General features: G+C 66.2%; 11 protein-coding genes and 1 pseudogene. 5 read left to right on the forward strand and 7 right to left on the reverse strand.

From position 1 onward, the window contains the following. Positions 1-63 precede the first annotated feature (63 nt). The 3 genes and pseudogenes from xylA (at position 64) to ACFTSA_RS17540 (ending at position 4,840) form a co-directional block, all read left to right on the forward strand. Complete coding sequence (gene xylA / locus ACFTSA_RS17530) at positions 64-1,254, forward strand: xylose isomerase (RefSeq protein WP_377952886.1); 1,191 nt, start codon at positions 64-66, stop codon at positions 1,252-1,254. 19 nt (positions 1,255-1,273) lie between these two features. Further along, positions 1,274-2,785, forward strand: coding sequence for a xylulokinase (locus ACFTSA_RS17535; protein ID WP_377952888.1), 1,512 nt, complete (start codon positions 1,274-1,276; stop codon positions 2,783-2,785). 528 nt (positions 2,786-3,313) lie between these two features. Continuing rightward, positions 3,314-4,840: pseudogene (locus ACFTSA_RS17540) on the forward strand (HNH endonuclease). 85 nt (positions 4,841-4,925) lie between these two features. Here the strand turns inward: ACFTSA_RS17540 and ACFTSA_RS17545 are convergent. Genes ACFTSA_RS17545 through ACFTSA_RS17575 form a run of 7 tightly spaced genes read right to left on the reverse strand, consistent with a single transcriptional unit; the run spans position 4,926 to position 12,140 of the window. Continuing rightward, positions 4,926-6,038 carry a Gfo/Idh/MocA family protein gene (locus ACFTSA_RS17545; protein ID WP_377952889.1) on the reverse strand — a complete coding sequence of 371 codons (1,113 nt, stop codon included), beginning with the start codon at positions 6,036-6,038 and terminating at the stop codon, positions 4,926-4,928. Continuing rightward, positions 6,023-6,721 (reverse strand): ThuA domain-containing protein, encoded by a 699-nt coding sequence (locus ACFTSA_RS17550; RefSeq protein ID WP_377952890.1) that lies wholly within the window; start codon positions 6,719-6,721, stop codon positions 6,023-6,025. Before ACFTSA_RS17550 ends, ACFTSA_RS17545 begins: the two co-directional genes overlap by 16 nt. A 33-nt stretch (positions 6,722-6,754) precedes the next feature. Continuing rightward, the gene (locus ACFTSA_RS17555; RefSeq protein ID WP_377952892.1) at positions 6,755-7,759 is read right to left on the reverse strand and encodes a sugar phosphate isomerase/epimerase family protein; all 1,005 of its coding nucleotides are present in this window, start codon (positions 7,757-7,759) and stop codon (positions 6,755-6,757) included. A 26-nt stretch (positions 7,760-7,785) separates the two neighbouring features. Continuing rightward, complete coding sequence (locus ACFTSA_RS17560; protein ID WP_377952894.1) at positions 7,786-8,979, reverse strand: Gfo/Idh/MocA family protein; 1,194 nt, start codon at positions 8,977-8,979, stop codon at positions 7,786-7,788. 29 nt (positions 8,980-9,008) lie between these two features. Continuing rightward, positions 9,009-9,911, reverse strand: coding sequence for a carbohydrate ABC transporter permease (locus ACFTSA_RS17565; RefSeq protein ID WP_377952895.1), 903 nt, complete (start codon positions 9,909-9,911; stop codon positions 9,009-9,011). Beyond that, on the reverse strand, positions 9,911-10,813 hold the full coding sequence (locus ACFTSA_RS17570; RefSeq protein ID WP_377952896.1) for a carbohydrate ABC transporter permease: 903 nt from the start codon (positions 10,811-10,813) through the stop codon (positions 9,911-9,913). Before ACFTSA_RS17570 ends, ACFTSA_RS17565 begins: the two co-directional genes overlap by 1 nt. Before the next feature lie 4 nt (positions 10,814-10,817). After that, a complete protein-coding gene (locus ACFTSA_RS17575; protein WP_377952897.1) occupies positions 10,818-12,140 on the reverse strand; it encodes an extracellular solute-binding protein in 1,323 nt (440 codons plus the stop codon). 280 nt (positions 12,141-12,420) lie between these two features. On the opposite strand from ACFTSA_RS17575, the gene ACFTSA_RS17580 reads away from it, so the two are divergent. Together ACFTSA_RS17580 and ACFTSA_RS17585 are read left to right on the forward strand one after the other, a co-directional pair. Next, positions 12,421-13,500, forward strand: a complete 1,080-nt coding sequence (locus ACFTSA_RS17580) for a LacI family DNA-binding transcriptional regulator (protein WP_377952898.1) — start codon at positions 12,421-12,423, stop codon at positions 13,498-13,500. Positions 13,501-13,648: 148 nt separating this feature from the next. After that, positions 13,649-15,379 (forward strand): sensor histidine kinase, encoded by a 1,731-nt coding sequence (locus ACFTSA_RS17585; protein WP_377952899.1) that lies wholly within the window; start codon positions 13,649-13,651, stop codon positions 15,377-15,379. The last annotated feature ends 29 nt before the right edge of the window (positions 15,380-15,408 follow it).

Genomic DNA, 15,408 nt, shown 5'->3' on the forward strand with positions numbered 1-15,408 from the left:
TTGTGGAACATTTACCGGATCTTCCCGCGGGACAGGTCCCTCCAAATCAAACGGGAGCACTCAATGGCGATTCAGCCCACGCGTGATGACAAGTTTTCCTTCGGCCTGTGGACTGTCGGCTGGGAGGCGCAGGACCAGTTCGGGTCCGCTACCCGCCCGCCGCTGGACACGGTTGAGGCCATCAACCGCCTCAGTGACCTGGGCGCCTACGGCATCACCTTCCACGACAACGACCTCTTCCCGTTCGGCTGCTCCGCGGCTGACCGGCAGCGGGAGATCGACCGCCTGACGGGCGCCCTGAAGGCCACCGGCATGGTGGTGCCCATGATTACCACCAACCTGTTCAGCCACCCGGTCTTCAAGGACGGCGGCTTCACCAGCAACGACCGGGGTGTGCGCCGCTTTGCCCTCCGCAAGGTCCTGGAGAACATCGACCTCGCCGCCGAACTGGGTGCCGGGACATTCGTGATGTGGGGCGGCCGGGAAGGCAGCGAGTACGACGCCGCCAAGGACATCCGCGGTGCCCTCGAGCGCTACCGCGAGGCCGTGAACCTGCTCGGCGACTACGTGACGGACAAGGGCTACAACATCCGCTTCGCGATCGAGCCCAAGCCCAACGAGCCGCGCGGCGACATCCTGCTGCCCACGCTTGGCCACGCCCTGGCGTTCATCGAGACCCTCGAACGCCCGGAGCTGGTGGGCATCAACCCCGAAACCGGACACGAGCAGATGGCCGGGCTGAACTTCACCCACGGCATCGCGCAGGCGCTGTACCAGGGCAAGCTCTTCCACATCGACCTTAACGGCCAGCGCAGCATCAAATTCGACCAGGACCTGGTGTTCGGCCACGGCGACCTGCAGAACGCCTTCTCGCTCGTTGACCTGCTGGAAAACGGCGGTCCGCAGGGTGGTCCGGCCTACGACGGCCCGCGCCACTTCGACTACAAGCCCAGCCGCACCGAGGACATCAACGGTGTCTGGGATTCCGCGGCTGCCAACATGCAGACCTACCTGCTGCTCAAGGAACGCGCCAAGGCCTTCCGCTCCGATCCTGAGGTGCAGGCAGCCCTGGAGGCCTCGCGCGTCTCCGAGATCAACGTCCCAACGCTGAACCCGGGCGAAGGCTACGAACAGCTCCTCGCGGACCGCTCGTCCTACGAGGATTTCGACGCCGACGCCTACTTCGGCGGCAAGGGCTTCGGTTTCGTCAAGCTCCAGCAGCTCTTCATCGAGCACCTGCTCGGCGCCCGCTAGTACTGTGACGGCTGCTCCTGTGTCTCTCGTTGCCGGCATCGATTCCTCGACCCAAAGCTGCAAGGTGGTAGTGCTGGACGCCGGCACCGGCGCACTGGTCCGGGAAGGCCGTGCAGGCCATCCGGACGGAACCGAGGTCCACCCGGACCACTGGTGGCGGGCGCTTTCCGAAGCGCTCGACGACGCCGGCGGACTTTCCGGGGTCAGCGCGCTTTCCGTGGGCGGCCAGCAGCACGGCATGGTGCTGCTGGACCGTGAGGGCAACGTGCTGCGGCAGGCCCTGCTCTGGAACGACACCCGTTCTGCTGAGTCGGCTGCGGCCCTCACCGAGGAAGTCGGGGCGGAGGACTATGCGAAGCGGACGGGCCTGGTGCCCGTGGCCTCCTTCACGGTCACCAAGGTCCGCTGGGTCCGCGACCATGAGCCGGACATCGCCGCCCGGGTGGCCGCCGTCGCGCTCCCGCATGACTGGCTGACGTGGCGGCTGCGGGGTTACGGCCCCGCCGGCGCCAGCCCCCTGGGACCCGACCTGGGTCAGCTCACCACCGACCGCTCCGACGCCAGCGGCACCGGCTACTGGAACCCGGCGGCCGGCACCTACGACCTGGAGCTGTTCCGCCTCGCCTTCGGACGCGGCGCCGTCGAGGCGGGTACGGATGCGTTTGGCGCGGCGGGGTCAGCCGGGGATGCCGTGATCCTGCCCCGGGTCCTGGCCCCCGGTGCGTCACCCGGCGAGGTGCATGCTTCCGTGCTGGGTGCTGCGGTGCTGGGGCAGCCCGCTCAGCCCGTAAAGCTGGGAGCCGGGGCCGGGGATAACGCCGCAGCGGCACTGGGGCTGGGCGCCCGGGCGGGTGACGTCGTCGTGTCCGTGGGCACCAGCGGGACGGTGTTTGCCGTCTCCGACGAGCCCATCGGCGACCCGAGCGGGACGGTGGCGGGCTTCGCGGACGCGAGCGGCATGTTCCTGCCGATCGCCGTGACCCTCAACGCCGCCCGCGTGCTGACGTCGGTCGCAGGTCTGCTCGGTGTGGACTTCGACGAGCTGTCCCAATTGGCGCTGGAGGCGGAACCGGGTGCGGGCGGCGTGGTCCTGGTGCCGTACTTTGAGGGAGAGCGGACGCCCAACCTTCCGCACGCGACGGCCAGCTTCTCCGGGCTGTCCATCGCCTCGACGACGCGCAGCAACATTGCCCGGGCCGCCGTCGAGGGGATGCTGTGCGGGCTGGCGGGAGGACTGGACGCGCTCCGCGGCCTGGGCCATCCGGCCGAGCGGCTTCTGCTGATTGGCGGCGCCGTGCAGAACCCGGCGGTCCAGCGGATTGCAGCCCAGGTGTTCGACCTGCCTGTGCTGGTTCCGAGCCCAGGCGAGTACGTGGCCAGGGGCGCGGCGGTGCAGGCGGCCTGGGCGCTGACGGGGGAGCGGCCGGCGTGGAACGTGGCACTGGACGGCCATCCCGAGCCGGATTTTCGGCCTGCCATTGCGGAACAGTACCGCGTAGAGCAGCGCAAGGTGGCCGAGGCCGCCGGTTGAGCTTGCCGAAACCTGCGGAACCTCTCCCGGCCGATGGGCCAGACTCATCGTCGATCAGGGCGTTTTCAAAGCTGGAAGCGCCCTGATCCGGCTTATTGGATTCGTCCCAGGACGGATCGAAAAAAGTTTTAGATCAGTCTTCGTTTGGGCTCCGAACAGCCCCTAAATGTCAGTCCCCCGAGGCAGACTGTGTTCATGGAGGTTCTCGGGAATTCAGCAGTAAAGGTAGGGGCGCTGCACGGCAGCGCTCCGCATGCTGCCGCAGTTCCCGAGGGCAAAGTTCCGGATGCCCTTTTCCCCGACGCAGCCTTCCCCCTTGGCGCCGTTCTCGACGGCTGGTTCACGGGCGAAGCGTTTCTGTCCGATGATGAATTCGCGGCTGGCGGGTTCGTGTATGACGATTACCTCGGCGCGATGGTTCCGGAGGACCTCTTCCCCGGTGGGGAGTATCCCGACCACGTTTTTCCGGAGGACCTCTTTCCCGAGCTCCTCGATAACCCGTTTCTCGAGCTCCGTTCTAAGGACCATCTGTTCGCGGACGCCTCCGGCGCGGCTTCCAGTGTAGGAGGCACTCTCCCCGGCGCTGATACACCTACTGCCTCTGCGCTCAAACTCGACAGCCGGGTCGGGGCGGCAAAGACACTTTTACGCGCCGATCTCAGCGCCGACGGTCCTGGACTGATCGACCAGACCAAGGCGCTGGAGAAATTCAAACGCTGGGCCACCGGCCAACAAGCCGGGCTTGCCGTCGAGTTCGAAGCGAGACAGCGCCAGGAACAAGCCGAACTCGCGACCGGGACCAGCCCCGCGCAGACCAGTCCCGGAACCCTGTCGGCTGAGGACTTGGGCAGGAAGCGACCCAAGGAACGCTCCCTGGGTGTGGCTGAGCAGATCGCCCTCGCCCGTGGTGAATCCCCGCACCGCGGGGGCCGGCTGCTGGGCATGGCCAAAGCCCTGGTCATCGAAATGCCGCACACCCTGGGAGCCTTGGATAGCGGCCAGCTGAGTGAAGAAGAGGCCATGTATGTCGTTAAGGAAACAGCCTGCCTGACGGTGGAAGACCGGGCAGCGGTGGATGAAGAACTCGCTGCCGATACCGGGACCTTCGACGGGGTCGGGACCCGCGGCGTCATCGCCGCAGTCAAAGCCGCCGCCACCCGGCGGGACCCCCGCTCGGTCACCCAGCGGGCCAGCCACGCCGCGTCGGAACGGGGTGTGAGCTTGCGCCCGGCCCCAGATTGCATGACCTACCTGACCGCCCTGCTGCCCGCCCACCAGGGCGTCGCCGTCTACAAGGCGCTCTCCCGGCAGGCCGATGCCCTCCGCTCCGCCGGCGACCCGCGCCCCCGGAATCAGGCCATGGCCGACACCCTCGTCGAATGGACCACCGGCATGCCCGGCGGGATCACCGGCATCGACATAAATCTCGTCATGACCGACCGCACCCTCCTCCAAGGGGACAGTGAACCCGCAAGACTCGCAGGCTACGGCATCGTCCCCGCAGGATGGGCACGCGAACTCGTCGGACAGGGGGATGAGCAAGGACAAGCAGGGCAGACAGGTGGCCGGTCAGCCGCCGGTGGCTCAAACGCATCGGGCGAAAGCACCGGCCAGAAAGACACCGTGGCCGACCTCAAGATCTGGCTCCGGCGGCTCTACACGGCCCCGGAAACCGGTGACCTTGTCGCCATGGACTCGAAACGGCGGCTCTTCCCTCCACCACTGCGCCGCTTCATCCAAGTAAGAGACGACACCTGCCGCACCCCATACTGCGACGCACCAATCCGCCACCACGACCACATCATCCCGTGGCACGACGATGGTCCAACATCCCTCGCCAACGGCGCCGGACTCTGCTAAGCCTGCAACCACACCAAAGAACTCCCCGGCTGGAAAGCCCAACCCAGACCAGGGCCGCGGCATATCTTCGAAATCACCACCCCCACCGGTCATACCTACCGCTCCACAGCACCGCCGCTCCCGGGAACCAGCCGATCCACCGCCTGCCTGCCCGAAAACGGTCAGCGGAGTGGCCACGGCCCACCCTATGAGTAAGGCGGCGGCGGAAAATTCCGCCGCCGCCGAATCGGGCAATAAGAACCGGGCGGTACCAGGTTCCAGCCCTATGAGCTGGCCGGCCCTACGAGCTGACCTCCGCGACCTGCGCTGCCAGGGTTGTCAGTTCCACGGCCTCCGGGCGTTCCGCCGTGCTCTGGATCTGCACCGCGGAACCCGTTCGGGCTGACGCGAGCACCGACTCCATCACCTCGAGGGCGTGGTAGGCAAGCTGGCCGCCCGCGCGAGGTTCGGAGCCCGACGGGGTGGCCGCGAGGTCGGCGATCCCGAATCCCCGCCCCGAATCCACATAACCGGCCGAGACGGGAAGTGTCTGCCAGTCATCGGCGCCCAGCGCGAAAAGCTGGACGTCGCCGTCGAAATGATTCGGGTCCGGGACCACCAGCGAGCCGCGCTCTCCGTGGATTTCGATGTTCGGTGACTTGGACTTCACGGCATCGAAGCTCATGAACAGCGTCGACAGGGCACCGGAGGCGTGCACCAGGACCCCCGTGACGTGGGAATCAATGTTTACCGGCACAGTCTCGCCGGCACGCGCCCCGGAACCGATGGTCCGTTCGCTGCGGGTGTGGCTCGCGGCACCGATGACCGAGACCACCGGCCCCAGCAGCGTGACCAGCGCGCTGACGTAGTACGGACCCATGTCCAGCAGGGGACCCCCGCCGGGCTGGTAGTAGAAGTCCGGGTTCGGGTGCCAGCGTTCATGGCCGGGCGTCACCATGGTGGCTGTTGCGCTGATAGGCGCGCCGATCAGGCCGTCGTCGATCGCCTTGCGGGCTGTCTGGATCCCGGTGCCGAGCACCGTGTCCGGGGCACAGCCGACGACGACGCCCGCCTCACGTGCCGCCTCCAGCACCTGCCGCGCCTCGGCGGTTGTGGCCGCCAGCGGCTTCTCCCCGTAGACGCTCTTTCCCGCGGCGATGGCCTTCAGCGCCACCTCTGCATGGGCGGCGGGAATGGTCAGGTTGAGGACGAGATCGACGTCGTCCGCGGCCAGGAGGCCGTCCACGGAAAGCGCCCGGACGCCGTCGTAGTCGTCCGCAACGGCCTGGGCACGCGCCTGATCCAAGTCGGCCACTGCCACCAGTTCGATTTGGTCGAGCCGGCGGAAGTTCGCGAGGTACTGGGCGATGATGGCGCCGCAGCCAATGATTCCTACATTTACCGGCTTGCCCACAGCACGCCCCTTTCGATGATGGTGCGGACGTTGGTGTCCTGGAGGATGTCGACGCGGTGGCCGGGGGTGGCCACGAAGATGCGGCCCTTGCCCCACTGGCGGGTCCAGATGGCGGGTGAGGTCACTTCCCGGTGCCAGGGGTCCCATTCGCGGACCTTTTGGGTGGTGGTGGCGAGGACGTCGATGTAGTCGTCTGCCAGGACCCAGTACTGTTCCGTGACAAGTTCGAAGTCGCCGATGCCTTCGGTGATGGGGTGGTCTGCGGCTGCCGGGAGCATGTTGACGGTGTACGGCACGTAGTTGTCGGACTGCTCGCCGGTGCGCTCGTCCGGGTGCTTGCCCGGGTGGCAGGCGAACTGACCGCCGATCAGGTGCAGGTAGTCGGAGTTGTTGCGGTAGGAATCCGCGATCCCGCCGTGCCAGCCGGCCAGGCCTGTGCCATTTTCGACGGCGGCCCGCAGCCCCTCAAACTCGTCCTTCTCGATGGTGGTCATGGTCATGCACTGCACGATCAGGTCCACACCCGCCATGTAACCGGCGTCGGCATAGACCTTGGGCGATTCCTCGACCCGGACGTCGTACCCGCTCCGTTTCAGGTACGGGATAAACAGTTCGGTGGCTTCGAAGGGCTGGTGGCCGTCCCAGCCGCCGCGCACCACCAGGGCGGACTTGTTTTCGGACATGACAGGGCTCCTTTGGTTAACAGGTTTGGTGGTTCAGCGGGTGGCAAAAGCGGCGTCGAAGGCCGCGGCGGGCGGGGCGATGGCCGCCAGGTCCCTGACCAGGGCCAGTGCCTGCGGCGCGCCGGTCAGCCGGTCCATCCCGGCGTCTTCCCATTCGATGCTGGTGGGGCCGGTATAGCCGATCGCGTTCAGGGTGCGGAAGATCCTGTTCCACTGCACGTCGCCGTGCCCCGCGGTGACGAAGTCCCAGCCGCGTCGCGGATCGGCCCAGGCCAGGTGCGAGCCGAGCCGGCCGTTGCGCCCGTCGAGCTGGCGCACCGACTCCTTCACGTGCACGTGCAGGATGTGCTCGGCGAAGTCCTGCAGGAACATCACAGGGTCAAGGTCCTGCCAGATGAAGTGGGAGGGGTCGAAGTTCAGGCCGAAGGCACTCCGGTGCCCGATGGCCTCCAGGGTGCGCTTGGTGGTCCAGTAGTCGTAGGCGATCTCGGAGGGGTGCACCTCGAGGGCGAAGCGGACCCCCACCTCGTCAAAGACGTCGAGGATGGGGTTCCACCTGTCCGCGAAGTCCCGGTAGCCGGCGTCGATCATGGCCTCCGAAGCGGGCGGAAACATGGCCACGGCCTTCCAGATGGAGGAGCCGGTGAACCCGGTTACTGTTTCGACTCCCAGCCTGGCCGCGGCCCTGGCGGTATCCATCATGGACTGTGTTGCCCGGGCCCGTACGCCCTCGGGTTCGCCGTTGCCCCAGACTTCAGGGGTCAGGATGCCTTGATGGCGCTCGTCGATCGGGTCGTCGCAAACGGCTTGCCCGGTGAGGTGGTTGGCGATGGCAAACACCTGAAGGTTGTTCTTCTCGAGGATGTCCAGCCGCCCCTGGAGATAGGAATCGTCCTCTGCGGCTCGGCGCGGATCGAGGTGGTCGCCCCAGCAGGCGATCTCCAGGCCGTCAAAGCCCCACTGGCCGGCGAGCCGGGCCACCTCCTCGAAGGGCAGATCGGCCCACTGGCCGGTGAAAAGAGTAATGGGTCGCGTCATCGGGGTTCCTTCTGCACTCACGTTTCTCAGACTTTCTGCCACTGGCTGGAGTTGGCGGCGCTGGCCTCCACCGCCGCCAGCACGCGCTGGACCTGCAGGGCGTCCGCGAAGGACGGCTCCGGCTGCGTGCCGTGCGCGATCGCGGTGACCAGGTCCACCACCTGATGGGTAAAGCCGTGCTCGTACCCCAGACCGTGGCCGGTGGGCCACCAGTTGCCGGCGTAGGGATGCTCGGGTTCGGTGACGAAGATCCGGCGGAAGCCGGCGTCTGGCGATTCGGCGGCATCGTAGAAGGAGAGCGCGTTCATGTCCTCGAAGTCGAAGGCGAGGGATGCCTTGGTGCCGTTCAGTTCCAGCCGCATGGCGTTCTTCCGTCCCAGCGCGTAGCGCGTTGCCTCGAAAACCCCGACGGCGCCCGCTGAAGTACCGCCGCCGTCGAACCTGGCACTGAAGATAGCGGCGTCATCCACGGTGACTGCCCCGCGCGGCGCGTCCCGGCCTGCGTCGCCGTGACCACCCAGGCCCACCAGGTCCCCGGCAAGGGGCCGCTCGGGAACAAAAGTCTCCAGAAGCGCGGAAACGCCGGTGATGTTCTGCCCGGTGATCCACTGCGCTGCGTCAATGCTGTGCGCACCGATGTCGCCCAGCGACCCGGATCCGGACTTGCTCCTGTCCAGCCGCCAGGTCATGGGGGCGTTCTCATCGGACAGCCAGTCCTGCAGGTACTGCGCGCGGACGTGCCGGATGGTTCCGAGCCGGCCTTCCTCCACCATCCGTTTGGCCAGCGCCAGCGCAGGCGTGCGGCGGTAGCTGAACCCGCACATCGCAAAGACGCCCCGCTTGGCGGCGGCTTCAGCCACGACGGTCATCCGCTCCGCCTCCTCGACGGAGTTGGCGAGCGGCTTTTCGCACAGCACGTGCTTGCCGGCCTCGAGCGCGGCGGTCGCGATCTCGGCGTGCGTGTTGCCAGGGGTGCAGATGTCGATCAGGTCGATATCGTCCCGTTCCACCAGGCGGCGCCAGTCCGTTTCGGTCGACTCCCAGCCGAGTTTGTCCGCGGCTGCCCTGACGCCGCTGGCGTTCCGGCCGGCGACGGCGGTGAGCTGCGGCTGCAGGGGCAGGTCGAAGAAACGGGGTGCTGTCCGCCAGGCGTGGGAGTGGGCGGCGCCCATGAAGGCGTAGCCCACCATGCCTACCCGCAGCGGCTTAACGGTTGTCATCCAATGTCCCTTCGTGAAAATCTGTCTGGTTACTTGCTGAAACCGGCCGTCAGGCCGCTGATCAACTGGCGGCGGGCAACGATGTACAGAACCAGCAGCGGCAGCGTGGCCAGTACCACCGAGGCGAGCACGGCCGGGATGTTGACGCTGAATTCGCCCTGGAACGTCCACAGCGACAGCGGCAGCACCCGGGTGCCCGGGCTTTGGGTGAGGATCAGCGGGAAGAGGAAGCCGTTCCAGACGTGGAGGGCGTTGTAGATACCCACCGTGATCACTGCCGGCTTGGTCATCGGCAGGGCCAGCCGCCACAGCATGGCCCAGTCCGAGCAGCCGTCCAGCCGCATCGACTCGAACAGTTCGTTCGGGACGTCCCGCATGAAGTTCGAGAGGATCAGGACTGAGACCGGAATGGCGAACGCGATGGACGGCAGGATCAGTGCCAGCAGGGTGTCGTAGAGGTGGGCCCGGGTGATCATCCAGTAGATCGGGATGATGGTGGCATGCAACGGAATGGCCAGGCCCAAAAGGAACAGGTTGTTGGTCCAGTTCACGAACCGTCCCTTGCCCCGGACGATCGCGTAGGCGGCCATGAAGGAGACGAACAGCGCAGGAATGACCGTGCCCAGCGTAACCACCACGCTGTTCAGGAAGTACCGCGCAAAATCGTTTTCAAGGACGAGCTTGTAGTTGTCCAGCGTCGGCTCGGCGGGCGGGAGCATCGGGTTGGTGGCGAAGAAGCCTGCCTGGTTCTTCAGGCTTGTGACCACCACGTAGTAAATGGGCAGCACGATCACCGCGAGCCAGAGCCAGCCGCCGAGCCCGCCGGGCAGGTTTGGCCGGCGCCGGCCGGCGCGCCTGGAGTTCTGGCGCGGTGCCGCTTGGGGGAGGACGGGCGCCTCCGGCGCTGCGGGGAGCTGAGTCGTGGAAGCCATCAGGCTCCTTCCAATTGGCTGTCGTTCCGGTTCTTGCCGCCGAGGCGCTGCAGGAGCAGGGCCAGGCCCAGCCCGATGACGATCAGGATGACGCCCAGTGCGCTCGCAGCACCCATGTCATTCGCTTTGAAGCCCGTCAGGTACATGTGCAGCGGCAGCAGGCGCGTGCTGTAGCCCGGGCCTCCGCCGGTGAGCACGAAGATCAGGTCGAAGTAGGCCAGGCTGCCCACCACCATGAGGGTGGAGGAGGTGATGACCGTGTATTTCAGCTGGGGCAGCGTGATGTTCAGGAACTGCCGGACCCGCCCGGCGCCGTCGATTTCCGCGGCCTCATACAGCGAGGCGGGGATCTGCCGGACACCGCCTTGGTAGATGAGCGTGTGGAACGGGACGAACTGCCACGCGATGACGAAGACGACCACGAACAGGACGAGGTCCGAGTTGCCCAGCCAGTCCTGAATCAGGATGGGCACCTGGAGGCCCGGGCCGAGGCCGAAGTTCGGGTCCAGCAGCGCCTTGAAGGCAATGGCAACGGCGGCCGAGGAGAGCAGCAGCGGCAGGAAGTACAGGACCGCGAGGGCTGCCCGGTATTTCTGGCCTCCTGCCGTGAAGACGCCGAGCAGCAGGCTGATCGGTGCCTGGACGATAAACGAGAAGAACATGATCTTGGCGGTCACCAAGAGGGCGTTGCCGGTGACCGGGTCCGTGAGTACCGTGGTCCAGCTGGCCAGACCCTCGAGCCGGATCTCGCGCAGGCCGTCCCAGCTGGTGAAGCTGAGAAAGACGACGCCGCCCAGCGGCACGACAGCGAACACCAGGAAGAAGACAAGGGCTGGCACTGCCAGCCACCCCGTGGGGCCCGCGTCGCGGACCCCACGGCGGATGGGACTGGTGGAGGACACGCCGTTACTTCCCGATCGTGGCGTTCATCGTGGCGACGAACTGCTCCGGGGTGATCTTCTTGAGGAAGATCTGGTCCAGGTTGGACAGCATTGCATCGCCCTGGGCCGGGCTCAGCGCCTGGTCCCAGGAGAGGGTGAAGCTCGGGGCCTTCTTGGCCAGGCCGTAAACGAAGGACAGGAAGTCCTTGTCCGGTGATGCCTCGAGCTTGCTTTCGATGCCGTTGATCACCGGAACGGCTCCGGAAGCAATGAGGGCGTCGGTGTCGGCGTCGGTGAACATGCCGTCCTTGACGTATTCGAGGGCAGCCTTCTTTTGCTCGTCAGTGGCCTTGGAAGAGATGGACCAGAAGTTGGACGGGTTGCCCACCACGTTCGCGGGGTCGCCCTTGCCGCCTTCGACGGTGGGGAAGGTGGTGAAGCCGAGCTTGCCTCCGGTAACGAAATTTCCGGCGTCCTTCTTCATTCCCTGGTAGATCCAGCCGCCCTGCAGGACCATGGCCGCCTTGCCCGTGTAGAGCAGGGCCTGGTCGGCATTGCTGTCCGCGGCGATGGAGGAGAAGCCGTTCACGAAGCCGCCGGCCTCCACCAGCTGCTGGATTTTGGTCAGCGCCTCGGTCACTGCGGGATCGGACCAGGCGTTGGGCTTGTTGGCGGCGATGCTCGTGAAGACCTCGGGACCGCCGATGCGCTCAACGAGGTACTCCAGCCACATCAGGTCCGGCCACTTGGACTGGCCGCCCAAGGAGAACGGCGCGACTCCGGCTTCCTTGAATTTCGGTACGAGTGCCATCAGCTCGTCCCAGGTCTTCGGCGGCTGCGCGCCGACCTTGTCGAAGACTTCCTTGTTGTAGTACAGAACCACGGGCTGGACGTTGTTGTTGGGCAGGGCGTAGGTCTTGCCGCCGATTTCGCCGTTCTTCAGAACGGCGGGAAGATAGCGGTCCTTAACCTCGGGGTTGTCCTTGACGAAGGCCGAGAGGTCCTCCACCTGACCAGCATCAACGTAGGACTTCAGGACGCCGCCGCCCCACCCGTAGATGAAGGTGGGGCCTTCGCCGGCGCCGACAGCGGTGCGCACCTTGGTCTTGTAGGCATCGTTGGCGAAGAAGTCCAGCTTGATGGACTGGCCGGAGTGTGCACTGTTCCAGGCTTCCACTGACTTCTGCAGCACCGGCTGGTTTCCGCCCGTGAGGCCCCACATCGTGGCCGAGCCTCCGCTGGCACCTGTCGATCCCGCCGGCCCGCTGGAACCGCAGGCCGCCAGGCTCACCGAGAGGGCGGCCGCCGAGATTGCCATCGCGACTGAGCGCAACTTTCGAGTTGTCATCTACACATTTCCATTCATCCATCGGGCTCGACGCTGATCGCCCGGTTTTAGCCTGTACGGGAGGCCGCCCTGAAGAAGGCGGCACTGCCCTTGAACTGGTTGCTGAGACGTTCACCGCCGTTTCGAAATATTTCGATAAAACTTGCGGTGTGAGATACAACATAACGAGCCGTTCCTGATGCGTCAAGAGCCTCCGGTGGGTTTGTAGAGCGGGAGGGCGTTGACGAAACTGGATGCGCCCTGCAGACTGAGGGCTCGAAAACTTTCGAAAAGGGAACGGATGTCCAGGATCGAATCTCAAGGCAAGCTCACCTTGGCGGCCGTGGCCAGGGAGGCGGGTGTCTCCACTCCCACCGTCTCCAAGGTGATTAACGGCAGGGACGACGTCTCTGCGGACACCCGCGCCAAAGTGCTGACCGCGCTGGCGAGGACGGGTTACAAGTCCCCGCTGCAGAACCGCAGGAACGTTTCGGGGCGGCAGATGGTCGAGGTGGTCATCGACAGCCTCGAGTCCGGCTATGCCGTAGAGGTGCTCAACGGAGTGGTGGAGTCCGCAGCCGTCTCGGACATCGAAGTGCTGCTGAACGTCACCGGCAAGCAAGGCGCATCAACCCTGACTCCGGAGCAGCGTGCCCAGCGGATCATCGATGAGGGCCGGTGCGGCATGATCGTTGTGACATCAGCCTTCGGGGATGCCCAGCTGGATGCCTTTCACCGGCGGGACATCCCGGTGGTGGTCATTGATCCACTGAATCCTCCGCCGGGGGACGTGGTCAGCGTCGGGGCAAGCAACTGGGCGGGGGGAAAGGCTGCGACCACCCACTTGCTGGAGCTTGGCCACCGCAGGATTGCCTACCTCGGCGGCCCCGATGCAGCCGAATGCAACCAGGCGAGGCTGCACGGCTTCATGGCCGCCATGAGGTCGGCAGGTGTGGGCGTCGAGGACGAGTATGTGCTGTCGGGCCAGTTCCGGTCGGAACACGGGGCCAAGGGTATGAAGCACCTGCTTGGACTGGACCAGCCTCCCACCGCCATCTTTGCCGGCAGCGACAGCATTGCGCTCGGGGTTCTCGCCGAAGCGCGCCGGCAGGGAATCCGGGTGCCCGAGGACATGAGCCTAGTGGGCTTCGACGGCACCTACCAGGCCGAGGAGTCGGTGCCGCCGCTGACGTCGGTTTCCCAGCCCCTCCAGGAGATGGGTGCCACCGCCCTGCGGTTCGTTCTGCGCCAGATGCGCGGGGAGCTGCTGGATTCGCGAAGGGTGGAGCTTGCCACTGAGCTGGTGGTCAGGGAGTCCACCGCGCCGCCCCGGAGTGACAGCCTTCGGGAGGGCAGCGCCCGGAAGGGATTGGCCTCATAAGAATCCGGCCCCGTAAAAATCCGGCTCCGTAAAGATGGGATTTTCCCGGGATGGCCTCCGTCCGGTCCCCACCTGCGGGTTATTCTGAGACCAGTGTCCTTCAAGCAGCCGGAGGCCTTACTTGAGGCTGCTCCGGGGGAAGAGACTGATGAGTCGTGTGGGGGAACCGGGCGTCCAGCAGGACCTTCGGCCTGGCGGCGGCGCCCGTTCTGGACTTCCCGACAACTCAACGTCGGCCGACAAGTCCCACCTGGCCGACAAGATAGACGCCTTCTTTGGCCGCCTCGGGGAGCGCGGCCGCGTCATCGTGCGGCAGTTGCCCCTCTCAATCACTGTGCTGCTGGTGGTTGCAGCCGCCGCGGTCTTCCACCCGGAGACGCTGGCGGATCCAAGCTTCCGCCTGGCCTTGCTGGCCCATACCGCGCTTTTTGTCGTGAGCGTTGCCGTGCCCTGGGGGAGGCTCCCGAAAGGAGCCTACGCCGTGATTCCGGCGCTGGACTGCGTGGCCATCGGCTTTACGAGGGAGGCCGGCGGCCCGAACTTTAACGTCCTGAGTCTCCTGCTGGTCTTCCCGGTGGTGTGGCTGTCCGTGGACCGCAACCGGGCCGGCGTCGTCCTCGCCGTGGCCTCAACTGTCATGAGCACTGTGCTGCCTTCGGCGGCCTTGGGCACCCCGGTCACGCAGGGCTCGATGATCCGGACGATTTTCCTGCCGCTGGTCATGGCCGCCATCGCGGTCACGGCGCATGTGGTGGCGGGCACGCTCTACCGCCAGCGCCGGACGCTGGTCAGAAAGGACGAAGCCCTGGCGGAAACAGCCGCCGAGAGCATCCGGCGGCAGCGGCTCCTGGATGCTGTGCTTTCCACGGTCAACGTAGCCGTATGGGTCGTGGACCAGGACGGACGGGACGTGCTGACCAACAGGGCGCTGGAGACGGACGCGGCATTGTCTGGAGCAGCACTGTCAGGACCGGCACCGTCCGGCAACCAGCCGCGGCTGTTCCAGTCTGACCGCACCACTCCGGTGCCGCCGGAGCGCTTCCCGACGGCGCGTGCGGCCGGCGGCGAAACGTTCACCGACGAGTTGTACTGGGCAGGCGAGGGCGAGGAGATGCGCGCCTACTCCGTCACGGCCCGCACCATGAGTTCCACCGACGGAAAGCATGCGGGTGCGGTGATCACCTTCGCCGAGGTCACGGCACTGATCCGGGCCCTGTCGGCCAAGGACAACTTCGTGGCCACTGTCTCCCACGAGCTCCGCACCCCGCTGACGTCCATCCTGGGCTACCTTGAGCTCGTCCTCGACGAGCCCGGCCACGAGGACATCGAGGAGGAATTGCGGATTGTGGAGCGCAACGCCCACCATCTGCTGGGCCTCGTGAACGATCTGATTGCGGTTGCCTCGGAGCGGATCGAGCTGACCCTGCAGGATACCGACGTCGCCGGACTGCTGGCCGGCGTCGTGGCCTCCTCGCACGCCAGGGCGACGGTCAGCGGTGTGGAACTCGTCCTCGACGTCGAGGAGCCCCTGACCGCCCGCATCGACCCCGGGCGGATCCGCCAGGTGTTCGGCAACCTGGTCTCCAACGCGATCAAGTTCTCGCCGGACGGGGGGCGCGTCATCGCCCGTGCCTACCGGGCGAACAGCCACGTCGTCTGCTCCATCGCGGACACCGGCATCGGCATGGACAGCCAGGAACAGGAGCAGGCATTCACCAAGTTTTTCCGGTCCGCCCGCTCACGCGAAACGGCCATTCCCGGCGCCGGCCTGGGGTTGCCCATCAGCAAGACCATCGTGGAGGGCCACGGCGGTTCCATCAGCCTGGGGAGTGCGCCGGGCAAGGGGACCACGGTGACGGTGCGTCTCCCCGTCGCCTGAGCATCCGGCCCGCCCACGTAAACTGGCAG

It is taken from the genome of Arthrobacter sp. NPDC057013, assembly GCF_042674585.1.
Classification (GTDB): Bacteria; Actinomycetota; Actinomycetes; order Actinomycetales; family Micrococcaceae; genus Arthrobacter.